The sequence below is a fragment of the Pseudomonas sp. TE24901 genome (assembly GCF_054058375.1).
The window spans coordinates 91,396-115,368 of sequence record NZ_JBSSAF010000011.1 but is presented as its reverse complement, the minus strand read 5'-3'; the positions used below and the strand labels follow the sequence as shown (position 1 = coordinate 115,368).

The 23,973-nt window shown below is 62.6% G+C and carries 23 protein-coding genes; 15 read left to right on the top strand and 8 right to left on the bottom strand.

What is annotated here, in order from left to right:
• Nucleotides 1–38: 38 nt before the first annotated feature.
• Nucleotides 39–659 (bottom strand): TetR/AcrR family transcriptional regulator, encoded by a 621-nt coding sequence (locus ACVWVP_RS22030; protein WP_025854871.1) that lies wholly within the window; start codon nucleotides 657–659, stop codon nucleotides 39–41.
• A 238-nt stretch (nucleotides 660–897) separates the two neighbouring features.
• Between ACVWVP_RS22030 and ACVWVP_RS22025 the strand changes: the two genes are divergently transcribed.
• The 8 genes from ACVWVP_RS22025 to ACVWVP_RS21990 all read left to right on the top strand — a co-directional run bounded on the left by ACVWVP_RS22025 (nucleotide 898) and on the right by ACVWVP_RS21990 (nucleotide 8,298).
• Nucleotides 898–1,761 carry a sensor domain-containing diguanylate cyclase gene (locus ACVWVP_RS22025; RefSeq protein WP_178920868.1) on the top strand — a complete coding sequence of 288 codons (864 nt, stop codon included), beginning with the start codon at nucleotides 898–900 and terminating at the stop codon, nucleotides 1,759–1,761.
• A 95-nt stretch (nucleotides 1,762–1,856) separates the two neighbouring features.
• Nucleotides 1,857–2,324: a GNAT family N-acetyltransferase gene (locus tag ACVWVP_RS22020; protein ID WP_178920869.1), complete on the top strand. Its 468-nt coding sequence runs from the start codon at nucleotides 1,857–1,859 to the stop codon at nucleotides 2,322–2,324.
• Complete coding sequence (copC, locus tag ACVWVP_RS22015) at nucleotides 2,318–2,683, top strand: copper homeostasis periplasmic binding protein CopC (RefSeq protein WP_259175359.1); 366 nt, start codon at nucleotides 2,318–2,320, stop codon at nucleotides 2,681–2,683. Before ACVWVP_RS22020 ends, copC begins: the two co-directional genes overlap by 7 nt.
• A gap of 3 nt (nucleotides 2,684–2,686) precedes the next feature.
• The gene (gene copD / locus ACVWVP_RS22010; RefSeq protein WP_457408011.1) at nucleotides 2,687–3,544 is read left to right on the top strand and encodes a copper homeostasis membrane protein CopD; all 858 of its coding nucleotides are present in this window, start codon (nucleotides 2,687–2,689) and stop codon (nucleotides 3,542–3,544) included.
• A gap of 689 nt (nucleotides 3,545–4,233) precedes the next feature.
• The gene (locus tag ACVWVP_RS22005) at nucleotides 4,234–5,496 is read left to right on the top strand and encodes an OprD family porin (RefSeq protein WP_457408009.1); all 1,263 of its coding nucleotides are present in this window, start codon (nucleotides 4,234–4,236) and stop codon (nucleotides 5,494–5,496) included.
• 226 nt (nucleotides 5,497–5,722) lie between these two features.
• Nucleotides 5,723–6,547, top strand: a complete 825-nt coding sequence (locus tag ACVWVP_RS22000) for an NAD-dependent epimerase/dehydratase family protein (protein ID WP_178920876.1) — start codon at nucleotides 5,723–5,725, stop codon at nucleotides 6,545–6,547.
• A gap of 3 nt (nucleotides 6,548–6,550) precedes the next feature.
• Complete coding sequence (locus ACVWVP_RS21995) at nucleotides 6,551–7,426, top strand: SMP-30/gluconolactonase/LRE family protein (protein WP_178920878.1); 876 nt, start codon at nucleotides 6,551–6,553, stop codon at nucleotides 7,424–7,426.
• Nucleotides 7,427–7,437: 11 nt separating this feature from the next.
• Nucleotides 7,438–8,298, top strand: coding sequence for an aldose 1-epimerase (locus ACVWVP_RS21990; protein WP_457408006.1), 861 nt, complete (start codon nucleotides 7,438–7,440; stop codon nucleotides 8,296–8,298).
• 72 nt (nucleotides 8,299–8,370) lie between these two features.
• On the opposite strand, the gene ACVWVP_RS21985 is transcribed toward ACVWVP_RS21990, so the two are convergent.
• The 5 genes from ACVWVP_RS21985 to ACVWVP_RS21965 all read right to left on the bottom strand — a co-directional run bounded on the left by ACVWVP_RS21985 (nucleotide 8,371) and on the right by ACVWVP_RS21965 (nucleotide 13,764).
• Nucleotides 8,371–9,516 (bottom strand): HlyD family secretion protein, encoded by a 1,146-nt coding sequence (locus ACVWVP_RS21985; protein ID WP_259175369.1) that lies wholly within the window; start codon nucleotides 9,514–9,516, stop codon nucleotides 8,371–8,373.
• Nucleotides 9,513–11,156, bottom strand: coding sequence for an MFS transporter (locus tag ACVWVP_RS21980; protein WP_178920884.1), 1,644 nt, complete (start codon nucleotides 11,154–11,156; stop codon nucleotides 9,513–9,515). The genes ACVWVP_RS21985 and ACVWVP_RS21980 overlap by 4 nt, the downstream gene beginning before the upstream one ends.
• A gap of 169 nt (nucleotides 11,157–11,325) precedes the next feature.
• Nucleotides 11,326–12,132 (bottom strand): sulfite exporter TauE/SafE family protein, encoded by an 807-nt coding sequence (locus ACVWVP_RS21975; protein ID WP_178920886.1) that lies wholly within the window; start codon nucleotides 12,130–12,132, stop codon nucleotides 11,326–11,328.
• Nucleotides 12,133–13,377: an NAD(P)/FAD-dependent oxidoreductase gene (locus ACVWVP_RS21970; RefSeq protein ID WP_178920888.1), complete on the bottom strand. Its 1,245-nt coding sequence runs from the start codon at nucleotides 13,375–13,377 to the stop codon at nucleotides 12,133–12,135.
• 51 nt (nucleotides 13,378–13,428) lie between these two features.
• The gene (locus ACVWVP_RS21965; protein ID WP_017136253.1) at nucleotides 13,429–13,764 is read right to left on the bottom strand and encodes an ArsR/SmtB family transcription factor; all 336 of its coding nucleotides are present in this window, start codon (nucleotides 13,762–13,764) and stop codon (nucleotides 13,429–13,431) included.
• Between the two features lie 95 nt (nucleotides 13,765–13,859).
• On the opposite strand from ACVWVP_RS21965, the gene ACVWVP_RS21960 reads away from it, so the two are divergent.
• A complete protein-coding gene (locus ACVWVP_RS21960; RefSeq protein ID WP_178920890.1) occupies nucleotides 13,860–14,723 on the top strand; it encodes an MBL fold metallo-hydrolase in 864 nt (287 codons plus the stop codon).
• 159 nt (nucleotides 14,724–14,882) lie between these two features.
• Here ACVWVP_RS21960 and bkdR read toward each other — a convergent pair whose 3' ends face one another.
• Complete coding sequence (bkdR, locus tag ACVWVP_RS21955) at nucleotides 14,883–15,371, bottom strand: Bkd operon transcriptional regulator BkdR (protein ID WP_178920892.1); 489 nt, start codon at nucleotides 15,369–15,371, stop codon at nucleotides 14,883–14,885.
• Nucleotides 15,372–15,566: 195 nt separating this feature from the next.
• On the opposite strand from bkdR, the gene ACVWVP_RS21950 reads away from it, so the two are divergent.
• The 5 genes from ACVWVP_RS21950 (at nucleotide 15,567) to ACVWVP_RS21930 (ending at nucleotide 21,718) form a co-directional block, all read left to right on the top strand.
• Nucleotides 15,567–16,802 carry a 3-methyl-2-oxobutanoate dehydrogenase (2-methylpropanoyl-transferring) subunit alpha gene (locus tag ACVWVP_RS21950; protein ID WP_259175374.1) on the top strand — a complete coding sequence of 412 codons (1,236 nt, stop codon included), beginning with the start codon at nucleotides 15,567–15,569 and terminating at the stop codon, nucleotides 16,800–16,802.
• A 1-nt stretch (nucleotide 16,803) separates the two neighbouring features.
• Entirely contained in the window at nucleotides 16,804–17,862 is a 1,059-nt protein-coding gene (locus ACVWVP_RS21945) for an alpha-ketoacid dehydrogenase subunit beta (protein ID WP_176998931.1), read from the top strand.
• Nucleotides 17,863–19,122: a dihydrolipoamide acetyltransferase family protein gene (locus ACVWVP_RS21940; protein WP_178920896.1), complete on the top strand. Its 1,260-nt coding sequence runs from the start codon at nucleotides 17,863–17,865 to the stop codon at nucleotides 19,120–19,122. It begins immediately after the preceding gene.
• A 3-nt stretch (nucleotides 19,123–19,125) separates the two neighbouring features.
• Nucleotides 19,126–20,505 (top strand): dihydrolipoyl dehydrogenase, encoded by a 1,380-nt coding sequence (gene lpdA, locus ACVWVP_RS21935; RefSeq protein WP_457407999.1) that lies wholly within the window; start codon nucleotides 19,126–19,128, stop codon nucleotides 20,503–20,505.
• Nucleotides 20,506–20,698: 193 nt separating this feature from the next.
• Nucleotides 20,699–21,718 carry a branched-chain amino acid aminotransferase gene (locus ACVWVP_RS21930; protein ID WP_176998934.1) on the top strand — a complete coding sequence of 340 codons (1,020 nt, stop codon included), beginning with the start codon at nucleotides 20,699–20,701 and terminating at the stop codon, nucleotides 21,716–21,718.
• 141 nt (nucleotides 21,719–21,859) lie between these two features.
• On the opposite strand, the gene ACVWVP_RS21925 is transcribed toward ACVWVP_RS21930, so the two are convergent.
• Entirely contained in the window at nucleotides 21,860–22,753 is an 894-nt protein-coding gene (locus ACVWVP_RS21925) for a GNAT family acetyltransferase (RefSeq protein ID WP_457407997.1), read from the bottom strand.
• A 285-nt stretch (nucleotides 22,754–23,038) separates the two neighbouring features.
• Between ACVWVP_RS21925 and ctlX the strand changes: the two genes are divergently transcribed.
• A complete protein-coding gene (gene ctlX / locus ACVWVP_RS21920) occupies nucleotides 23,039–23,965 on the top strand; it encodes a citrulline utilization hydrolase CtlX (RefSeq protein WP_178924155.1) in 927 nt (308 codons plus the stop codon).
• The last annotated feature ends 8 nt before the right edge of the window (nucleotides 23,966–23,973 follow it).

Below are 23,973 nucleotides of genomic sequence, written 5' to 3'. Positions count from 1 at the left end.
GCTCGCTCGCGAAGGGGCCCTTAGGTTCACCACAAAAATCAAGGCTCCAACCCAATCCCCCGCAAGATCACACTCGTCACCGTCTGTATCGCCTTCTCGAACTGCATGTCCGACAACGGCTGGTGGTCATTCAGGATCTTCACCTGGTGATCGAAGTCGGCATAGTGCTGGGTCGATGCCCAGATCATATACAGCAGGCTCGACGGCTCCACCGGCAGGATGCGTTTGTCCTCCACCCACTGGCGAATCTTCGCTTCCTTCATCTTGGCCCAGTCGTACAGGCTTTCATCCAGCGCCTCACCGAGGGTGGGCGCGCCATGGATGATCTCGTTGGCCCAGACTTTGGATCCATACGGCCGCGTGCGCGAACGCTGCATCTTGGCGCGGATGTAACTGCTGAGCACCACCCTTGGGTCATCGAAGGTTTCGAAACTCAGGGCGTCCTGCTTCCACACTTCCAGCAAGTCGAACAGCACCGCGCTGTACAGTTCGCTCTTGGTGGTGAAGTAGTAATGCAGGTTGGAACGAGGCAGTTGCACTTCTTCGGCAATGTCGGCCATGGCGGTGCTGCCATAGCCTTTTTCGGCGAAGATTTTCTCCGCCGCCAGCAGGATTTTCTCGACGTTGACTCGACGAATTCCGATCTTGTGATTACCCATAAAGGCTGCAAACCCACTCACTGTCTATGGACGCTTCAAACGGCACGTGCGCCATCACATCATGAACAGACACATTAGGCCACACACCTGCTGCCCCAACTTCGGCTTACGCAGCCGATTGCCCGGACATGCCGTTGATCGACAGATCGACTTTTGCGGCGCAAAGGCTGCAGTTTTCCTCGGCGTCCTGCCTTGTGAACGGGCTATGATCGGCACATCTGAACCGGACCCCTGACCTATGGCCGTTGACCTGCAAGCCCTCTATCCAAAATTGATTCACCTGATGCTGGACACGGTCTTCGTGGTCGAAAGCAACAACCACATCGTATTTGTGAGCGATGCCTGTGAAGCATTGCTCGGTTACCGTGCCGACGAATTGACCGGCACCCTCATCACCGACTACATGCACCCTGAGGACCTGGCGCGCACCCGGGCCTCCATCGTGCGGGTCATGAACGGCAAACCCCATGTCGACTTCCGCAACCGCTATATCCGCAAGGACGGCGGTGTCGTGCATATCCTGTGGGCCGCCTTCTGGTCCGAAGAAGTGGGGGCACGGATCGGCGTTGCACGGGACGTCACGGCCCTCACCCAGGCCGAGGAGGAACTGCGTTTCCTCGCCCATCACGACCCGCTGACGGCGCTGACCAACCGCTCGCTGTTCAATGACGGGCTGGACACGGCCCTTCAGGCCGCGCAACGGCAAAACAGCACCCTGGCGTTGCTGTTTCTGGACGTCAACGACTTCAAGGGCATCAACGACGTGCATGGCCATGGCGTGGGCGACCGGGTGCTCTGCGTGATTGCACGACGGCTGGAACGCTGTGTGCGTGAGGGCGACCTGGTGGCGCGGATGGGCGGGGATGAATTTACGGTGCTGCTGACGGATATCCAGTCCCAGGACGCCGTTTACGCGAAAGTGACCCAGATCCTCGCGGTCATGGCAGAACCGTTGGGCGCAGGCTTCGAAGGGGTCAAGATGCCGTCCTGCAGCATCGGCGTGGCGTTTTATCCAGCGGACGGTGAGGACGCCGATACGCTGCTCAGCCATGCCGACGGTGACATGTACCAGACAAAACGGCGCAGGCTTGCGGCGGAGTGAAGAGCCGCGTGCAAGCCAGGTGAAACTTCCTGTACGAGCCTTTCCGCTGGAAATCGGATTGGTTAGGATCGCGATCCCAATGAAGGATCACTGCCATGACTATTCGACCTCGCGTGGCCGCCGACGACCCAGTGCTGGGAGCACTGTGGGAGCGCTCGGTGCGAGCCACCCATGACTTCCTCCCCGAGGATGACATTCAACGCTTGCTGCCTCTGGTGCGTGATACGTACCTGCCCATGCCCGCCCTCGACGTGTGGGTGTATGAAGACAGCGCCGGCGTCGCCGGTTTTATCGGCACCGGTGGGCACAATGTGGAAATGCTCTTCATCGAGCCTGCGCGCCGTGGCCAGGGTATTGGCCGCCAACTGCTGGACCACGCCCGCGCCCGCCACGACACCCTGACGGTGGACGTCAACGAACAGAACCCCCAGGCCGTGGGGTTCTACCTGCACTATGGTTTCATCCAGGTCGCGCGTTCGCCGCTGGATGGCGAAGGCAAGCCCTTTCCCTTGCTGCACTTGGCGTTACCGACTCTCTCACCTGAAGGTGCTGAACCATGCTGATCAAGAAAACCCTCACCACTGCCGCGCTGCTCGCCTCCCTGCTGGGAGCCTCGGCAGCGTTCGCCCACGCTCACCTCAAGAGCGCCACCCCTGCCGCCGACAGCACCGTCGCCGCCCCGGCCGACCTGCGCCTGACCTTCAGCGAAGGCGTCGAAGCCACGTTCACCAAGGTCTCCCTGAGCAAGGACGGCACCGAAATCGCCATCAAGGGCCTGGAAACGCCGGACGCCGACAAGAAAGTCCTGGTGGTGACACCGGCCGCCCCGCTGGCTGCCGGCAACTACAAAGTGGTGTGGAACGCTGTCTCGGTCGACACCCACAAGAGCAACGGTGAATACAGCTTCAAGGTCGGCCAATAACCCATGGCGACCCTGCTGGTGCTGTGTCGCTTCCTGCATTTCATCGTCGTGTTGCTGATGTTCGGGGCCTGTGTCTTCAGGCCCTGGCTGCTCGGCGCTGAACCGCAGCCGGCACTGGACCGGCGCCTGCTGCGCATCACCCGCGCCCTGGCCTGGGTCGGGCTGTTTTCTGGCGTAGCGTGGCTACTGTTGATCACCGCCAGCATGGCGGGCAGTTGGGACGCGGCCTTGCAACCGGCCACCGTGCAGTTGGTGCTGGGCAAAACCTTCTTCGGCCAGGTGTGGGCCTGGCACCTGCTGTTCAACCTGCTGCTGGTGCTGGCGCTGATCACACCCTGGCCTGCGCTGCGCCTGCCGTTGATCGCCCTGCTGCTGGTGACACTCGCCCCGGTGGGGCATGGCGCCATGCTCGACGGGATTAGCGGGCAACTGCTGATCCTCAACCAGGTGGTGCACCTGGCGTGTGTCGGCACGTGGCTGGGTGGCCTGCTGGTGCTGGTGTTGATCCTGCGCCAACCGCAGGGCCACCGGCTGGAGCCGATCCTGCGGCGCTTCAGCGGTGTGGGGTATGGCTTGGTCGTAGGGTTGTTGGTGACCGGCTTGATCAATGTGCGCGTGCTGACCGGGCAACTGTGGCCGACGCCTTTGTTCAGTGGCTTTGCCTTGATTCTGCTGATCAAGGTGATGCTGGTGTTGGGGATGCTTGCCCTGGCGTTGCTCAACCGTCTGCGCATCGAGCGCTGCGAGGAGCGCGTGGGCAGCTTGAGGGCCAGCGTGATGCTGGAATGGGCGCTGGGCATTGGCGCGGTTGCGGCCGTTTCCCTGCTCGGTACCCTGCCGCCGATGGTCATGGCGGGTTAAAAATCCACGTTGAAATGCCATCACTGTGGGAGCTGCGGTGCGACGGTTCGACTTGCCTGCGAAGGCGGTATGTCTGGCGACTAGGATCGAGTGCATATCCGTTATTTTGGTAACGGCTGATATGGGTTCCGCTCTTACAGCGGGTCACTTTTGGAAAGAGCCGGGATGCCGGCCCAGCCAAAAGTAACCAAAAGGCTCTTGCCCCACCACTCGGCACCTCGCCTAGGCTCGGTGTTCCCTCACTCCGGCTTGAATCCGTGGGCCGCCGTCATGGGCCATCCTTGGCCCAGGACGGCTAACCCGGCGTCCTGCCGGGTTACCCACGGATTCAAGCCTGCGTTCGGCCAGCGTGGTTGACGGGGCGCCTGAGATCAAGATCAAAAGCAAGAGCACGGCGGCCTGGTAGCCGACCAGAGTGGTTGGATCAAAAGCAGGTACGTGTAGGAGCTGGCTTGCCGGCGATGCAGGCAACTCGGTGAATCAGGCATACCCGGTTGAGGCGATCGCAGCGGTGCGGCGATCCGACAAGCCAGCTCCCACAGAAACCGCGCCCGCATTTTGATCCGTGCGGCCCAAGTCATCGTATAACTTCTGCTTGACACCCCGTGAAAACCCCGCAAATATCCGCGCAATGTTGTACGACGACGTACGACAAATAATAAAAACAACAAATAAAAGGGAGTTTCACTGTGAGTCCATTCGCCCGCAATTCCTCCTCGCGTATCGGCCTTCTCGGTCTCGGCAGCCTGGTTTGCACCCTACCCCTGACCACCCACGCCGACGGTTTTATCGACGACGCCACGGCCACGCTCAACCTGCGCAATGCCTACTTCAATCGCAACTTCACCAACCCCACCTACCCCCAGGCCAAGGCCCAGGAGTGGACGCAAAACTTCATCATCGACGCCCGCTCCGGCTTCACCCAGGGCACGGTCGGTTTTGGCCTGGATGTGCTGGGCCTGTACTCGCAGAAACTCGATGGCGGCAAAGGCACCGGTGGCACCCAATTGTTGCCGATCCACGATGATGGGCGCCCGGCCGACAACTTCGGGCGCTTGGGCGTGGCGCTGAAGACCCGGCTGTCGAAGACCGAATTGAAAGTCGGCGAATGGATGCCGGTGCTGCCAATCCTGCGCTCCGATGACGGCCGTTCCCTGCCACAGACCTTCCGGGGTGGCCAAGTCACTTCCAACGAAATCGCCGGCCTGACCCTTTACGGCGGGCAGTTTCGCGGCAACAGCCCGCGCAACGACGCGAGCATGGAAGACCTGTTCATGAACGGCAAAGCCGCCTTCACCTCCGACCGCTTCAACTTCGGCGGCGGTGAATACAGCTTCAATAACAAGCGCACCCAAGTAGGCGTGTGGTACGCCGAGCTTTCCGACATCTACCAGCAACGCTATTTCAACCTGACCCACAGCCAGCCGGTCGGTGACTGGACCCTGGGCGCCAACCTCGGTTACTTCACCGGCAAGGAAGACGGACGCGCCCTGGCGGGTGATCTCGACAACAAGACCTTTTCCGCGCTGCTCTCGGCCAAATACAAGGGCAACGCCTTTTACGTGGGCCTGCAGAAACTCACCGGCGACAGCGTATGGATGAAGGTCAACGGCACCAGCGGCGGCACGCTGGCCAACGACAGCTATAACGCCAGCTACGACAACGCCAAGGAAAAATCCTGGCAGGTGCGCCATGATTTCAACTTCGTGGTGCTGGGCATTCCCGGGCTGACCATGATGAACCGCTACATCAGCGGCAGTAACGTGCACACCGGGGCGATCACCGATGGCAAGGAATGGGGCCGTGAATCGGAGCTGGCCTATACCATCCAAAGCGGTACGCTGAAGGACCTGAACCTGCGCTGGAGGAATTCGTCGCTGCGCCGGGACTTCAGCAACAATGAATTTGATGAGAACCGGCTGTTTATCAGCTACCCCCTCTCTCTGCTTTAACGCTTGGCAACGATCTATCAACCGCTGCGAAACCCATGTGGGAGGGGGCTTGCCCCCGATGACAGAGTGTCAGTCAACAGATCGTCCCACTGATCCACCGCCATCGGGGGCAAGCCCCCTCCCACATTTGAATGTCATGCAGAGGTAGGAGCGTTGACAACGTGGGGGATCCATAAGGATACTTTGGCAAAGTCATACGACAACCTACAACAATAATGGAACGCCCATGACCACCACGACTACTGCACCCGTTCCCTTCAACCGCCTGCTGCTGACCGGCGCTGCCGGTGGCCTGGGTAAAGTCCTGCGCGAACGCCTGCGCCCTTATGCCCAGGTGCTGCGCCTCTCGGACATCGCCGCCATGGCCCCCGCAGCCGGCGCCCATGAAGAAGTGCACACCTGCGACCTCTCCGACAAACAAGCCGTGCACCACCTGGTGGAAGGCGTCGACGCGATCCTGCACTTCGGCGGCGTGTCCGTGGAGCGCCCGTTCGAGGAGATCCTCGGCGCCAATATCAGCGGCATCTTCCACATTTACGAAGCTGCCCGCCGCCATGGCGTCAAGCGCGTGATCTTTGCCAGCTCCAACCATGTGATCGGCTTTCACAAGCAAGGCGAAATCCTCGACGCCCACTCGCCACGCCGCCCAGACAGCTACTACGGCCTCTCCAAGTCCTACGGCGAAGACATGGCCAGCTTCTATTTCGATCGCTACGGCATCCAGACCGTGAGCATCCGCATCGGCTCCTCGTTCCCGGAACCGCAGAACCGCCGCATGATGCACACCTGGTTGAGTTTCGATGACCTCACCCAACTGCTCGAACGCGCGCTGTACACGCCAGACGTCGGCCACACCGTGGTCTACGGCATGTCGGATAACCTCGACACCTGGTGGGACAACCGCTACGCCGCCCACTTGGGCTATGCCCCCAAGGACAACTCCGAAGTGTTTCGCGCACAGGTCGAAACCCAGCCACCGGTGGCCGCCGATGACCCGGCCAAGGTCTACCAGGGCGGCGCCTTCTGCGCGGCCGGCCCGTTCGGCGATTGAGCCATGAGTGCAGAACTGATCGTCGACGCCCGCAACGCGGTGGGCGAATGCCCGGTGTGGGTGCCTGAAGAAAACGCGCTGTACTGGGTGGACATCCCCAACGGCGGCCTGCAACGCTGGAGCGCCGCCACTGGGCATATTGCCGCCTGGAAAGCCCCGCAGATGCTCGCCTGCATTGCCCGTACGCAAACGGGCAATTGGGTGGCCGGGATGGAAAGCGGCTTTTTCCAACTCACGCCGCACAACGATGGCAGCCTCGACACCACCCTGTTGGCCAACGTGCAGCACCCACGCGCCGACATGCGCCTGAACGATGGGCGCTGCGATCGCCAGGGCCGGTTCTGGGCCGGCAGCATGGTGTTGAACATGGGCTTGAACGCGGCCGAAGGCACCCTGTATCGCTATGCCAGCGGCACCGCGCCCCATGCGCAACTGGGCGGGTTCATCACCCTCAACGGCCTGGCGTTCAGCCCGGATGGGCGCACGCTGTACGTGTCGGACTCGCACCCGCTGGTGCAACAGATCTGGGCATTCGACTACGACATCGACACCGGCACGCCGTCCAACCGCCGTGTGTTCGTGGACATGCATGCCTACCCTGGCCGCCCCGACGGCGCAGCGGTGGACGCCGAGGGTTGCTACTGGATCTGCGCCAACGACGCCGGCTTGATCCATCGCTTCACTCCCGACGGTCGCCTCGACCGCTCCCTGGCCGTGCCGGTGAAGAAGCCCACCATGTGCGCCTTTGGTGGCAGCCGCCTGGACACCCTGTTCGTCACCTCGATCCGTGATGACCAGAGCGAACAGTCCGTGTCCGGCGGCGTTTTCGCCCTCAACCCGGGCGTGCAAGGCCTGGCAGAACCGACCTTCGCGCTTTAGGTGGAATGCCGATGCTGATCGAACTCGAAGACGCCCTCACCCACCTCACCCTGGCCCCGGTCGTGGGCGGCAGCATCGTCAACTGGCGGGTGCGCGCCACCGGGCAGCCGTTGTTGCGCCACAGTGACCAGCAGGCGCTGGACACCGGCTTGCCGGGCAAGCTGGGGTGCTACCCGTTGGCGCCCTGGTCCAACCGGATTGCCGAAGGCGGTTTTGATAACCCGGACGGTTGGCTGGCATTGACGCCCAACAGCCCGCTCGACCCATTGCCGATTCATGGCTCTGCCTGGCAACAGGCTTGGCAGGTGGTCAGCCAGGCCGCCGATGAAGTGGTGTTGGCGGTGGAGTGCGACACGCCATTCGCCTATCGCGCCGAGCAACGGTTTCGGTTGGAGGGTGGCGAACTGATCATCGCATTACGCGTGACCCATCTGGCGGCACAGCCTGCGTGGCATGGTTTGGGATTGCATCCTTACTTGCCGCGCAAACCGGGGACACGGCTGCAGGCAAAGGCGTCACACGTGTGGATGAGTGATGCGTCCAAGCTGCCCACAGGGCTGGCACCGGTGCCTGCCGAGTGGGATTTCCGGCAGTTGAAGGGTTTACCCGAAGGCTTGGTGGACAACGGCTTTTGCCAGTGGGACGGCCACTGCGTGATCGAACAGCCGGAGCTGGGCTACACCCTGGAATGCCAAGCCGAAGGCAGCGACTACTTTTTACTGTACTGCCCACCGGGGCTGGAGTTCTTCTGCATCGAACCGGTGAGCCATCCCGTGAATGCCCACCACCTGCCCGGCAGGCCCGGCTTGAAACTGCTGGAACAAGGCCAGTCCAGCCACCTCAACTTCACCCTGAAATACAGCCCCTTGTAGGAATCGGTGTTTGTGGCGAGGGAGCTTGCTCCCTCGCCACATCAAGCAATCAGCGGTTTGATCCAAAGGGGATCAAGGCGGGCTGTTCTTCAGGCGCCCCGCCGTGTCGATACTCACCACCACCGACAACCCCGGCCGCAACCGTTCGCTCTCGGCCTGGTCCGGATCTACCGTGATCCTCACCGGCACCCGCTGGGCGATCTTCACAAAGTTGCCGGTGGCATTGTCCGCCTGCAACAGACTGAACTCAGAACCTGTGGCCGGGGAAATGTGCTGCACCGTGCCGTGGAATTTGCGGTGGTTCAGCGCATCCACCGTGAAGGTCACCGGTTGGCCGACCTGCACGTTGTCCATCTGGGTTTCCTTCATGTTGGCGATCACCCACAACTGCGGCGGCACCAGCGCCATCAACTGCGCGCCGGAGTTGACGTAGGCCCCCAGCCGCACGCCGATCTGCCCCAACTGGCCGTCACGCGGCGCGGTGATGCGCGTGTTGGACAGGTCGATCCGCGCCAGCTCCACCGCCGCATCGGCACTGGCGACGGCCGCTTCCAGGGAGCCGCGATTGACGATCACTGTTTGCAAGTCCTGCCGCGCGATTTCCAGGTTTGCCTGGGCCTGGGCCACGGCGGCGATGGTCTGCGCGTTGGCCGCACGGGTCACGTCCAGCTCGCGCTTGGACACCGAGCCGTCACTGATCAGCTCTTCATTGCGGCGCAAGTCGGCAGTACTTTTGCGCGACTGCGCCTGGCTGTCGGCCAAGGCAGCCTGGCGCAATTTGATCGTGGCTTCGGCGCTGTTGCGCTGCTGCACCACATTGGCCAAGGCGGCCTTTTGCACCGCCAGTTGTGCCAGCGCCTGGTCGAGGCGCTGTTTGTAGATGCGGTCATCCAGGCGCACCAACAGGTCGCCGGCCTTCACGTACTGGAAGTCCTGCACCGGCACTTCGAACACATAGCCGCTCAGTTGCGGCCCGATGATCGTGACCTGACCGCGCACCAGGGCGTTCTCGGTGGTTTCCACCGCGCTGCTGAACGGCGGCAGCTGCCAGGCGTACAGCACGATCAGCACGCCGACGACGGCAATCGCGGCAAAGCCCAGGGACGAAAGAATGCGTACCCGCAACGGCCGCAGCTCGGTGGGCACGGCGCCGGGGGGCGTGCTGCCTTCCGGAGTGGCGGCAATGGCGGTGGTGGTCGTGGTGGAAGGTTCGGTCATGAAGGTGCGCCGCTGGGTTGAACGGGAGTGGCTGCTCGGGTGGTGCTCATCAGCCACAAGCTGCGGATAAAGATCCAGATCATGGTGAGTATCGCGATGATCGCGATCAACATGAAGACATCGTTGTAGGCCATCACGTTCGCTTCACGGGTGGCGGCCGTGGCCAGGCTACGAATGCCCATGAGGTTGCGCAGCTCGGGATCGGCGATGATGCCGCCGTAGGCAGAGCCGCCACTGTTCACCCGCGCGGCCACACGCGGGTCGAGCAGGGTCAGGTGTTCGACGATCATGCTGGAGTGGAATTTCTCCCGCACAATCTGGAAAGTGCCCAGCAACGCCGCGCCGATCAAGCCGCCGAGGTTCTGGCAAATGCCGAACATCACCGAAAAACTCACCAGATTGCGCGGGTTGGTCAGCACGTTTTTCGTACCCAGCACCATCGTCGGTCCGAGGAAGAAAGTCCCGCCGAAGCCTAGCAGGAACTGGCTGATATACAGGTTTTCCGGGCGGGTCAGGTTGCTGGAAAAACTGTCCATCACCGACCCCACCGCCATCAGCGCCAGGGAGATCACCAACGGCATCAACAGGTGCGCCGGGTTGATGGTCAACGCGCTCACGGCCAGCCCGGCAATCGCCCCGGCCAGCATCACCACGTACAGCGTGTGCATCTGCTGGTAGCTCATGTTCAGCATCTGCATGAAGCCCACCGCGCCGGTGGACTGCTCGGACAGCACCATGCGAATCAGGATCACCGCCAGCGCCAGCCGAATCATCACCCCGCTGCCAAGCCAACGGGTCATCAGCATCGGGTTGCTGCGGTTATGCTCGATGGCCAGGCCGGCCATGATCAGCACCAGGGAACAGGCCGACGCCACGCCGATCCACGGGGCTTCGAGCCACCAGTCGATACGCCCCAGGGACAACACCGCGCACAACAGCGCCACGCCGGTGGCGAGCAAGGCGAAAGTGAGGAAGTCGAGTTTTTCAAAGGTCTTGAAGCGGTCGCCCGGCGGCAACTTGAGCAGGAACACGCAGCCCAGGCAGATCAGCGCCATGCCCAGTTCGAACAGGTACAAGCCGCGCCATTCGGCGATTTGCAGCAGGTCTTCGGAGAACAGCCGGGCCAAAGGCAACGCCAACTGCGCCGTGCCCAGGCCCAGCACCAGCGCCTTCAGGCGCCACTTGGCCGGGAACGCCTGGATCATGTAGTACAAGCCCAGGGAACTGAGCGCCGCGCCCACCATGCCGTGAGCGGCACGCACCGCGATGGCCGAACTCAGGTCGTTGACGAACAAGTGGCCGAAGGTCACCAGGGCATACAGCACCAGGAACACCTCGGTGAATGCACGCAGGCCGAACTGCTGGCGAAACTTCACCAGCAGCAGGTTCATGCACACGTTGGTCATCACATAGGCGGCGGGCAGCCAGGCCATTTCGGCAGTGGTCGCGCCCAGGGCGCCTTGCAGGTATTGCAGGTTGGCAATCACCAGCGCGTTGCCCAAGCCCCCGGTGATTGCCACCAGCACGCCCACCATCGCGAACAGCCAGCGCTTGTGCGTGGGGTGCAACGGCGTCGACGGCGAACCGGGCAGGCTCGGGCGCTCGTGGGGTTCCCAGGCGTGGGGGGTGTATTTGTCCATTTGCAGATCTAGATATCCAAGGCTGGCGATCAGTGTACAGGTAGGAGCCGGCTTGCCGGCGATGACAGTTTTAAGAACAACAATGTTCTCCAGGGCCTCATCGCCGGCAAGCCGGCTCCTACAGGGGGGTGATCGTTTTCAAGTGATCAGCGCCAGCCAGAGTGTGGGATCAGAGAGCGGCCTTGATCAACATGCCCGCCGCCACCAGCACACACAGGCCGGCAAAGCCGACTTGCAGGGTGCGCGTGGGGATCAACGCGCACAGGCGCCGACCGGCGAGCATGCCGACGATGCTGGCGCCAATGAACATCCACCCCACCGGTTCGATGCGCACACCGGCATGGAACGCGCCCGCCACACCGATCAACGAGATCAGGCTGATCACCATCAACGAGGTGGCGACAATGCCGCGCATCTGCACGTCGGTGAGCTGCTTGAATGCCGGCACGATCAGAAAGCCCCCGCCCACGCCGAGCAGGCCCGACACGGCACCGGTCACGGCGCCGAGCGCCGCCAGGGTGGCCGTGCATTTGGCGGTCCAGGCCAGGCGCCCGGTCTGCTGGTTGAGCATGCAGTTCTTCTGCCCCCAGGACGCGGCGCCATGGTCACTGGGCCCGGCCTCGGTCTTTTCGCGCTGCAACATGCGCCAGGCCACCAGCACCATCAGCGCGCTGAACAGGCCCATCAGCAGGTATTCCGGCAATTGGTGAGCGAAAAACACCCCCACCGGCGAAAACAACCCGCCCAACACCGCGATCAGCAACGCCGCGCGATAGCGCACCAGGCCATGGCGCAAGCCGTCGACGGCCCCCACCGCTGCCGCCGCACCCACGGCGAGCAGCGACACCGGTGCGGCCTGGGTCATGCTCAGGCCCAAGCCCAGTACCAGCGCCGGCACGCCGAGGATGCCGCCGCCGGCACCGGTCAGGCCCATGACCAGGCCCATCAAGATACCCAACACACTGGCCAGCAGCATTCAGTCCACCTTGCTCAGGCGGGTCAGCCACTCGCGGCCCTTGAGCATGCCGTTCCAGTAGAACCACGGCAGCAGCGTCGCCTTGAGGAACCACATCGAACGGCGTGCCTGGGTCGGGTCCAGAGGGAAAGTCGGCAGCAGCTTGCCACCATAGCCGAACTCGGCCAGCACCACCTTGCCCTTCTCCACCGTCAGCGGGCAGGAGCCATAACCGTCGTACTTGAGGGGCAGCGGCGCCTGTTTGCGCAGGGCCAGCAGGTTTTCGGCGACCACCACGATCTGCTTGCGCACGGCGGCGGCGGTCTTGGCGTTGGTGGTGCCGCACACATCGCCCAGGCCGAAGATGTGCGGGTAACGCAGGTGCTGCAGGCTGTGGGGGTTGACCTCGCACCAGCCGGCCGCGTCGGCCAACGCACTGTGGCGGATGAAGTCCGGGGAAACCTGCGGCGGGACCACGTGCAGCAGGTCGAAGCTTTTCTCTTGAACAGTGACGTTGCCCTCGGCGTCCTTCACCTCGAACCAGGCCCTGCGCGCCGGGCCGTCGACCTTGACCAGGTTGGCATTGAACACCAGGCGGGCGTTGTACTTTTCAACGTACTTCATCAACGGCGGCACAAAGGTCGGCACGCCGAACAGCGCGGCACCCGCCAGGTTGAATTCGACATCGATGTTGTTCAGGACGCCCTGCTTGAGCCAGTGATCGCAGGAGAGGTACAGCGCCTTTTGCGGCGCGCCCGCGCATTTGATCGGCATGGCCGGCTGGGTAAAGATCGCCTTGCCACCCTTGAGCTGCTGCACCAGTTGCCAGGTGTAGGCGGCGTGTTCGTAACTGTAGTTGGAGGTGACGCCGTTGCGCCCGAGGGTGTCCTGCAGGCCCTCGATTTTCTCCCAGGCCAGGCGCAGGCCCGGGCACACCACCAGGTTTTTCCAGCTGACGCGCTGGCCGCTGTCGAGCACCAACGTCTGCTCATCGGCCAGGATTTCGGTGACCGCGGCCTGTATCCAGGTCACGCCGTTGGGCAGCACATCCGCCAATGGGCGACGGGTCTTCTTCACGTCGTAGGCGCCACCACCCACTAACGTCCAGGCGGGCTGGTAGCTGTGGTGGTCGCTGGGTTCGATGAGGGTGATGTTCAGGTGGGGGTCGCGCTTGAGCAGGCTGGCCAGCAGGCCGATGCCTGCCGAGCCGCCGCCGATGACTACGATGTCGCCACTGATGGTTGGGCCCCAGTGTTGGTCGGTCATGGTCTATCGCCTTTTTTATTCAATGCACACAAGGGTCGCTGCCGGATGGCGTCACGCCCAGCTTTTAATCACCGCGCCGCAGTACAGGCCGGACAGGGTCTTCATCACTTGAATCACTTCATGGCTGGCCAGCCCGTAGAAGATGTATTTGCCTTCCCGACGGGTGGCGACCAACCCTTCGTCGCGCAGGATGCCCAACTGTTGGGACAGTGTGGGCTGGCGCACGCCGGTCATGGTTTCCAGCTCGCCGACGTTGCGCTCGCCCTGGGTCAACTGGCAGAGGATCAACAAACGGTCTTCATTGGCCAGCGCCTTGAGCAAGGAACAGGCCTTGGACGCCGACGCGCGCAGTTGGGCGACTTCGCCTTCACTCAGAGTAGATTCCATTTGCCTCGGGTCCTTTTTGTCACTTAAGCTCAAAACATTATGTGTAAACGTAAACTGATTGTAACGACTTTTTTCTTCAATTGGGGACAGCCGCCATGCCCGCGTTGATTCACGCTTTTTTGGACGAGGCATCGTCGACCTACACCTACATCATCTATGAAGCCGACGGTGGCCCCTGTGCCATCGTCGACTCGGTGCTCAACTACGACCCGGCTTCCGGGCGTACCGACACGGCCCAGGCCGACAAGGTCATCGCCTTTGTCCGTGAACATCACTTGCAGGTGCAATGGCTGCTGGAAACCCACGCTCACGCCGACCACCTGTCTGCCGCGCCGTATTTGCGGCGCACCCTGGGCGGCAAGATTGCCATCGGCCAGTCCATCAGCACCGTGCAGGGTGTGTTCAAGAACCTGTTCAACCTGGAGCCGGAATTTCGCGTGGATGGCTCGCAGTTCGATCACTTGTTTGCGCCGGATGAGGTGTTTCATATCGGCAACCTGAAGGCCCAGGCGCTGCATGTGCCCGGGCATACGCCGGCCGACATGGCTTACTTGATCGACGACCGGTTGATCCTGGTGGGTGACACGCTGTTCATGCCGGATGTGGGCACGGCGCGCTGTGACTTCCCGGGCGGCGATGCGCGGCAGCTGTATGCGTCAATGCGTAAGTTGCTGGCGTTCCCGTTGGAAACCGAACTGTACGTTTGCCATGACTACCCGCCCGAAGGCCGCACGGCGAAATGCCTGACCACTGTTGCGGAACAACGCGCGGGGAATATCCACGTGCATGACGGTGTGAATGAAGCAGCGTTTGTCGAAATGCGTACCCAACGGGACGCCGGGTTGGGCATGCCGACGCTGTTGCTGCCGGCGATCCAGGTGAATGTGCGGGCGGGAAATATGCCGCCGGCGGAAGACAACGGCGTCGTCTACCTCAAAATCCCCCTCAACAGGCTCTGACATGCTGAATTTGTAGTGAGCGGGCTTGCCCCGCGCCAGGTGGCGAAGCCGCCCCCAAACCAGTACGCCGCAGTGCGTCAGAAATACCGAGTTGTTGGTTTTTGGGGCGGCTCCGCCACCCAGCGCGGGGCAAGCCCGCTCACTACAAAGTAAGGCACGTCACTGACCTAGATTGATGCCATTGGCCGGCAACGGCAGCGCCGTTTTATAGCGCACCTGCTTCAACGCAAAGCTCGACCGAATATTCGCCACCCCCGGCACCTTGGTCAAAAAGTCCATCATGAACCGCTCCAGCGACTGGATCGTCGGCACCAGCACCCGGATCAGGTAGTCCGGGTCGCCCGCCATCAGGTAGCACTCCATCACTTCCGGCCGGTCGGCAATTGCGCCTTCGAATTGCTGCAGCGCAAGCTCGTTCTGTTTCTCCAGGCTGACATGGATGAATACGTTGACGTGCAGTCCGAGCAGGTCGGCGTCGAGCAAGGTGACCTGGTCACGGATCAGCCCCAATTCCTCCATCGCCTTCACCCGGTTGAAACACGGCGTGGGCGACAGGTTCACCGAACGCGCCAGGTCGGCGTTGGTGATGCGGGCGTTCTCCTGCAGGGCGTTGAGAATGCCGATATCGGTACGGTCCAGTTTGCGCATGAGACAAAATCACCTGTTTATTATGTTTATGCAGTTTTTTTATCCGCAAATGATCCTGAGCGCAATGAAACACAGATAAATATTCTTCTACGCCCCGCCTATGATTGTTGTAGGACAAGATTTCCCTTACCCAGGGACTGACTGTCAGCTAGCGCGCCCACTACAAGAAATTCACAAGATAGAGCGTAGAAAGCCATGACCCAGCAGTACGAACCACTGCGCCTGCACGTTCCCGAACCCTCGGGCCGCCCAGGCTGCAAGACCGACTTCACGTACCTGCGCCTGACCGACGCCGGTACCGTGCGCAAACCCGCCATCGACGTAGAACCCGCCGACACCGCCGACCTGGCCAAGGGCCTGATCCGCGTGCTCGACGACCAGGGCCAGGCCCTGGGGCCGTGGGCCGAAGGCGTCTCCGTCGAGATCATGCGCCGCGGCATGCGCGCCATGCTCAAGACGCGCATTTTCGACAACCGCATGGTGGTCGCCCAGCGCCAGAAAAAAATGTCGTTCTACATGCAGAGCCTGGGCGAAGAAGCCATCGGCAGCGCCCAGGCCCTGGCCTTGAACATCGACGACATGTGCTTCCCCACCTACCGCCAGCAAAGCATCCTGATGGCCCGCGACGTGCCGCTGGTGGACCTGATCTGCCAACTGCTGTCCAACGAGCGCGACCCGCTCAAGGGGCGTCAGTTGCCGATCATGTATTCGGTCAAGGACGCCGGCTTCTTCACTATTTCCGGTAACCTCGCCACCCAATTCGTACAAGGCGTGGGCTGGGGCATGGCCTCGGCGATCAAGGGCGATACCAAGATCGCCTCGGCCTGGATCGGCGACGGCGCCACTGCCGAATCCGACTTCCACACCGCCCTCACCTTCGCCCACGTGTACCGCGCGCCGGTGATCCTCAACGTGGTCAACAACCAGTGGGCCATCTCCACCTTCCAGGCCATTGCCGGTGGTGAAGCCACCACCTTCGCCGGACGCGGCGTTGGTTGCGGCATCGCCTCCCTGCGCGTGGACGGCAACGACTTTATCGCGGTGTACGCAGCCTCCGCCTGGGCCGCCGAGCGTGCGCGCCGCAACCTGGGCCCGACACTGATCGAGTGGGTCACCTACCGCGCCGGCCCGCATTCCACCTCCGATGATCCGTCCAAGTACCGCCCCGCCGACGACTGGAGTCACTTCCCCTTGGGCGACCCGATTGCACGCCTCAAGCAGCACCTGATCAAGATTGGCCAGTGGTCCGAAGAGGAACACGCGGCGGTCAGTGCCGAACTGGAAGCCGAAGTGATCGCTGCGCAGAAAGAAGCCGAACAGTACGGCACCCTGGCCGGTGGCCAGATTCCAAGCGCCGCGACCATGTTCGAAGACGTCTATAAAGAGATGCCGGAGCACTTGAAGCGCCAGCGTCAAGAGTTGGGGATCTGACATGAACGATCACAACAACAGTATTGAAGTGGAAACCGCCATGACCACCACCACCATGACCATGATCCAGGCCCTGCGCTCGGCCATGGATGTGATGCTCGAACGTGACGACAACGTGGTGGTGTTCGGCCAGGACGTGGGTTACTTCGGCGGCGTGTTCCGTTGCACCGAAGGCTTGCAGAACAAGTACGGCAGCTCGCGGGTATTCGACGCCCCGATCTCCGAAAGCGGCATCGTCGGCGTCGCCGTAGGCATGGGCGCCTATGGCCTGCGCCCGGTGGCCGAAATCCAGTTTGCCGACTACGTCTACCCCGCCACCGACCAGATCATCTCCGAAGCGGCGCGCCTGCGTTATCGCTCGGCCGGCCAGTTCACCGCGCCGCTGACCATGCGCATGCCCTGCGGCGGCGGCATCTACGGCGGCCAGACCCACAGCCAGAGCATCGAGGCGGTGTTTACCCAAGTCTGCGGCCTGCGCACCGTCATGCCGTCGAACCCCTATGACGCCAAGGGCCTGCTGATCGCCTCCATCGAAAACGATGACCCGGTGATCTTCCTGGAGCCCAAGCGCCTGTACAACGGCCCGTTCGACGGCCACCACGACCGGCCGGTAACGCCCTGGTCGAAACACCCGCAAGCCCAAGTCCCGGACGGCTACTACACCGTGCCGCTGGACGTGGCCGCCATCGTGCGCCCAGGCTCAGCCGTGACCGTGCTGACCTACGGCACCACCGTGTATGTGTCGCAAGTGGCGGCCGAAGAAACCGGCATCGACGCCGAGGTCATCGACCTACGCAGCCTGTGGCCGCTGGACCTGGACACCATCGTCAAGTCGGTGAAAAAGACCGGCCGTTGCGTGGTGGTGCATGAAGCCACGCGCACCTGCGGTTTTGGGGCCGAGCTGGTGTCGCTGGTGCAAGAGCATTGCTTCCACCACCTGGAAGCGCCGATCGAACGCGTCACCGGCTGGGACACCCCCTACCCGCACGCGCAGGAGTGGGCGTATTTCCCAGGGCCGTCCCGAGTGGGCGCGGCGTTGAAACGGGTCATGGAGGTCTGAATGGGCACGCACGTTATCAAGATGCCGGACATTGGCGAAGGCATTGCGGAAGTTGAATTGTCGGTGTGGCATGTAAAGGTCGGCGACATGGTCGTCGAAGACCAGGTACTGGCGGATGTCATGACCGACAAGGCGATGGTGGACATTCCCTCGCCCGTGCACGGCAAGGTGATTTCCCTCGGCGGCGAGCCGGGTGAAGTCATGGCCGTGGGCAGTATTCTGATCAGCATCGAAGTGGAAGGCGCCGGCAACGCCAAGGAAGCCCCCGCCGTGAAGGAAGCGCCGAAGGCCGCACCGGTGGTCGAAGCCAAGCCCGCGCCGGTGGCGGTTGAAAGCACACCGGCGCCGGTTATCGCAGCCCAGGCACCGGTGGCGCGTGCAGCCGACGAGCGCCCCCTGGCCTCCCCGGCCGTGCGCAAACACGCACTGGACGCCGGCATTCAGTTGCGCCTGGTGCAGGGGTCCGGCCCGGCCGGGCGAATCCTGCACGAAGACCTCGACGCCTATCTGCAACAAGGCACGACGAAAGCGTCCACAGCCGCCAACCCTTACGCCGAGCGCAACACCGAAGAACAGATCCCGGTGATCGGCATGCGCCGCAAGATCGCCCAGCGCATGCAGGACGCCACGCGGCGCGCCGCGCATTTCAGCTACGTGGAAGAGATCGACGTCACCGCCCTCGACGAGCTGCGCGTGCACCTCAACGAGAAACACGGCGCTACACGCGGCAAGCTGACCCTGCTGCCGTTCATCGTGCGCGCCATGGTCGTGGCGTTGCGGGACTTCCCGCAGATCAATGCGCGCTATGACGACGAAGCCCAGGTCATCACCCGTCTTGGCGCGGTGCATGTGGGCGTCGCCACCCAGAGCGACGTCGGCTTGATGGTGCCCGTGGTGCGTCACGCCGAAGCCCGTAGCCTGTGGGGCAATGCCGAGGAAATCGCACGCTTGGCCACCGCCGCGCGCAATGGCAAGGCCAGCCGCGACGAACTGTCGGGCTCGACCATCACCCTGACCAGCTTGGGCGCCTTGGGCGGCATCGTCAGCACGCCGGTGCTGAACCTGCCGGAAGTGGCCATCGTCGGCGTCAACCGTATCGTTGAGCGGCCGATGGTGATCAAGGGCCAGATCGTGGTGCGCAAGATGATGAACCTCTCCAGCTCGTTCGATCACCGCGTGGTCGACGGCATGGACGCGGCGCAATTCATCCAGGCCATTCGCGGCCTGCTCGAACAACCCGCCAGCTTGTTCCTGGAGTAAGGCATGACGCAGACTTTGAACACCACGCTGCTGATCATCGGCGGCGGCCCTGGCGGTTATGTGGCGGCGATCCGCGCCGGCCAACTGGGCATCCCGACCATCCTGGTGGAAGGCCAGGCACTGGGCGGCACCTGCCTGAATATCGGCTGCATTCCGTCCAAGGCCCTGATCCATGTGGCCGAGCAGTTCCAGCAAACCGTGCACCACAGCCAAGGCTCCAAACTGGGCATCGAAGTGGATGTGCCGACCCTGGACATCCGCAAGAGCGTGGAATGGAAGGACGGTATCGTCGACCGCCTGACCACCGGCGTTTCGGCATTGCTCAAGAAGCACAAGGTGCAGGTGATCCACGGCTGGGCCAAGGTGGTGGACGGCAAGACCGTCGACGTCGGCGACCAGCGCATCACCTGCGAACACCTGCTGCTGGCCACCGGCTCGAAAAGCGTCAACCTGCCGATGCTGCCGATTGGCGGGCCGATCATCTCGTCCACCGAAGCCCTGGCGCCCACGAGCGTGCCCAAGCGCCTGGTGGTGGTGGGCGGCGGCTATATCGGCCTGGAACTGGGCATTGCCTACCGCAAACTGGGCGCCGAAGTCAGTGTGGTCGAGGCGCAGGATCGCGTCCTGCCGGCCTACGATGCCGAGCTGACGGCGCCGGTGGCCGAGTCCCTCAAGCAACTGGGGGTGAAGCTGTACCTCAAGCACAGCGTGACGGGCTTTGCCGACTCGCAGTTGCAAGTGCGCGATCCGAATGGCGACACGCTGTCGCTGGAAACCGACCAAGTGCTGGTGGCCGTGGGCCGCAAACCCAATACCCAGGGCTGGAACCTTGAAGCGCTGAACCTTGAGATGAACGGTGCGGCGATCAAGATCGACAGCCGTTGCCAGACCAGCATGCGCAACGTGTATGCCATCGGCGACCTGAGCGGCGAGCCGATGCTGGCGCACCGCGCCATGGCCCAGGGCGAAATGGTCGCCGAGCTGATCAGCGGTCAAGCCCGCGAATTCAACCCGGCCGCGATCCCCGCCGTGTGTTTTACCGACCCGGAAGTGGTGGTGGTCGGCAAGACCCCGGACGAGGCCAAGGCTGCCGGACTGGATTGCATCGTTTCGAGTTTCCCGTTTGCGGCCAATGGCCGGGCGATGACCCTGGAATCGAAAACCGGCTTCGTGCGGGTGGTGGCGCGCCGTGACAACCACCTGATCGTCGGCTGGCAAGCCGTGGGGGTGGGCGTCTCGGAGCTGTCCACCGCGTTTGGCCTGAGCCTGGAAATGGGCTCGCGCCTGGAGGATGTGGCGGGCACCATCCACGCCCACCCGACGCTTGGCGAGGCGGTGCTGGAAGCCGCGCTGCGGGCGTTGGGCCACGCGTTGCACCTGTAAAACCGCGGTCCTTGTGGGAGCGGGCTTGCTCGCGAAAGCGGTGGATCAGTCAATAAATCGGATGACTGACACACCGCTTTCGCGAGCAAGCCCGCTCCCACATAAAGCCAGAATGAAGTATTGTTGCGCCCATCCAGAAAAAAACCGACAAGCCTGCCTTCGACCAGGCGGTTGACCAGAGATAGAGGGTGTCATGGGTAACGAAAGCATCAATTGGGACAAGCTGGGTTTTGACTACATCAAGACCGACAAGCGGTTTCTCCAGGTCTGGAAAAACGGCGAATGGCAAGAAGGCACCCTGACCGACGACAATGTGCTGCACATCAGCGAGGGCTCCACCGCCCTGCACTATGGCCAGCAGTGCTTCGAAGGCCTCAAGGCCTACCGTTGCAAGGACGGTTCGATCAACCTGTTCCGTCCGGACCAGAACGCCGCCCGCATGCAGCGCAGCTGCGCCCGCCTGCTGATGCCGCACGTGTCGACCGAAGACTTCATCGAAGCCTGCAAAAAAGTGGTCGCGGCCAACGAGCGCTTCATCCCGCCGTACGGCAGTGGCGGCGCGCTGTACCTGCGCCCGTTCGTGATCGGCACCGGTGACAACATCGGCGTGCGCACCGCACCGGAATTCATCTTCTCGGTGTTTGCGATCCCGGTTGGCGCCTACTTCAAGGGCGGCCTGGTGCCGCACAACTTCCAGATCTCCAGCTTCGACCGCGCTGCGCCACAGGGCACCGGTGCCGCCAAGGTCGGTGGCAACTACGCCGCCAGCCTGATGCCGGGCTCAGAAGCGAAGAAATCCGGTTTCGCCGACGCGATCTACCTGGACCCGATGACCCACTCGAAAATCGAAGAAGTCGGTTCGGCCAACTTCTTCGGGATCACCCACGACAATAAGTTCATCACGCCGAAGTCGCCTTCGGTGCTGCCAGGCATCACCCGCCTGTCGCTGATCGAACTGGCCCAGACCCGCCTGGGCCTGGAAGTGGTCGAGGGCGAAGTGTTCATCGACAAACTGGACCAGTTCAAGGAAGCCGGCGCTTGCGGTACCGCTGCGGTGATCTCGCCAATCGGCGGCATCCAGTACAACGGCAAGCTGCACGTGTTCCACAGCGAGACCGAAGTGGGCCCGATCACCCAGAAGCTCTACAAAGAGCTGACTGGCGTGCAGACCGGCGACGTTGAAGCGCCAGCGGGTTGGATCGTCAAGGTCTAAGCCCAGCGCTCCACGCCCGGCAACACCACAAAACCTGTGGGAGCTGGCTTGCCTGCGATGGCGGTGTATCAGTCAACATTTACAGTGACTGACACACCGCCATCGCAGGCAAGCCAGCTCCCACATTTGTTTTCAGTGTTCTCAAGGTTGGGCCGGAATGTTCTGGGCAATCTTCTTGCCCATGCTGATCCTCGGCTCCACCCCATACCCCAGCGCTCCATAGAACCCCACCACCGCCTCATTGCCACTGGTGATCTGCAGGTTGATCTTCATGCAGCCCAGCGCAATCAGTGCCTGCTCCGCATGCCGCACCAGTGAGGCGCCCAGCCCCTGGCGCCGATAATCGGCGTGCACCGCCACCGAATACAACCAGCCACGATGACCGTCGTACCCGGCGAGTATCGTGCCGATCACGGCCTTTTTATCCGTCGCCACAAAGAACAGCCCATCGTTGACCGCCAGCTTCTTGTCGATCGCCAGGCTCGGCAGGTTGTGGGCGGTGTCATAGCCAAACGCCTCCTGCCACAACGCCACCACCTGCGTACGGTGCTGTCGGTCGCGATACGGGCCGATGGGATGGCGGGACGACAGCGCCTTTTCCATCACCAGCGTGCGCTCATTGCCGTGGTACACGTCGCGCACGGTGTGAAACCCCAGCTTGGTGTAGAACGGCTCGGCCGTCAGCGATGACGGCACACTCAGCACCGTCACCCCGGCCTCACGGGCGCGCAGTTCGAGCTCGATCATCAACAGGCGGCCAATGCCCTGCCCCTGCAAATCGGGATTGACGAACACCGAGCGCACCACGTTGCTGTCCAGGGCGGCCGTGGCCACGATCGCCTGGCCCTGCACCGCCACCAGTACCAGCCGCCGCGTGAGCAACGCCAATACCGCGTCAGGCGTGAAGTTGCTCGCGACGCGGGCGATCACCTCGGCCGGGTAATCCCGCGCATTGCTGCTGTGCAGGGCGGCCAGGATGACCTGGCTGATGCCTTCAGCATCGGTGGGTTGGGCGAGACGAACGGCAGTCGACATGCAGGGCTCCTTGCAGAAACAGATATCAAAACCATCCCCATACTAATGTGGGAGCTGGCTTGCCTGCGATAGCGGTCTGTCAGTCGAAGCATCTGTTGCTGATACACCGCTATCGCAGGCAAGCCAGCTCCCACATTTGAAAGCATTTCAGATCGACAGCCGATTCGGCTGCGCCACTGCCCTTTTCAGCTTTCCCGGCTGAACCGCCCCACTGTTTCAGCCGGGATTCATCCGGCACAAGCCACAAAATAAGCGCACAGCTCAACCTCATGGATTCGTGCACCCATGCAAACCACCAACACCGTCTTGATGATTCGCCCGGCGCGCTTTGCCTTCAACCCGGACACCGCGATCAACAACCGTTTCCAGCGCCCGCCCCAGGACCCGCTCAGTGCACAGCAGAAAGCGCTGGAAGAGTTCGACGGCTATGTCGACACCCTGCGCAGCCACGGCGTGGAAGTGTTGGTGGTGCAAGACACGCCGGCCCCCCACACCCCTGACTCGATCTTCCCCAACAACTGGTGGAGCAGCCACGCCGACGGCAGCCTGGTGCTGTACCCGATGGAAGGCCAGAACCGACGACTGGAACGCCACAAAGGCGTGCTGCAGGTGCTGGAGCAACGCTTTGCGATCAACAGCACCATTGACCTGAGCCACCTGGAACAACAGAACATCTTTCTCGAAGGCACCGGCAGCATGGTGCTCGACCGTCAGCACCGCATCAGTTACGCCTGCCACTCCGGGCGCACCCACCACGACGCCCTGCGCCAGTTCGCCGAACGCCTCGACTACCAGCTCTGCGTGTTCCACGCCGTCGACCGCCATCACGCACCGATCTATCACAGCAACGTGATGATGAGCGTCGGCCGCGACCTCTCGGTGGTGTGCCTGCAGGCCCTGCCTGACGACAGCGAGCGCCTGACCCTGGAACGCTCCCTGCGCGACACCGGCAAAGACATCCTCGGCCTGGACTTCGACCAGCTCGAAGCCTTCGCCGGCAACATGCTTGAAGTCCACGACCGCGACGGCCAGCCACTGCTGGTGATGTCCGCCAGCGCCTGGGGCGCCCTGCAGCCCGCGCAGCGCCAGCACGTGGAGCGCCACACCCGCCCGGTGGTGGTGAACATCGACAACATCGAACGCATCGGCGGCGGCAGTGCCCGCTGCATGCTGGCGGAAGTGCACCTGCCCGTCCGCGCCACCTTCCAATAAATCAAGGA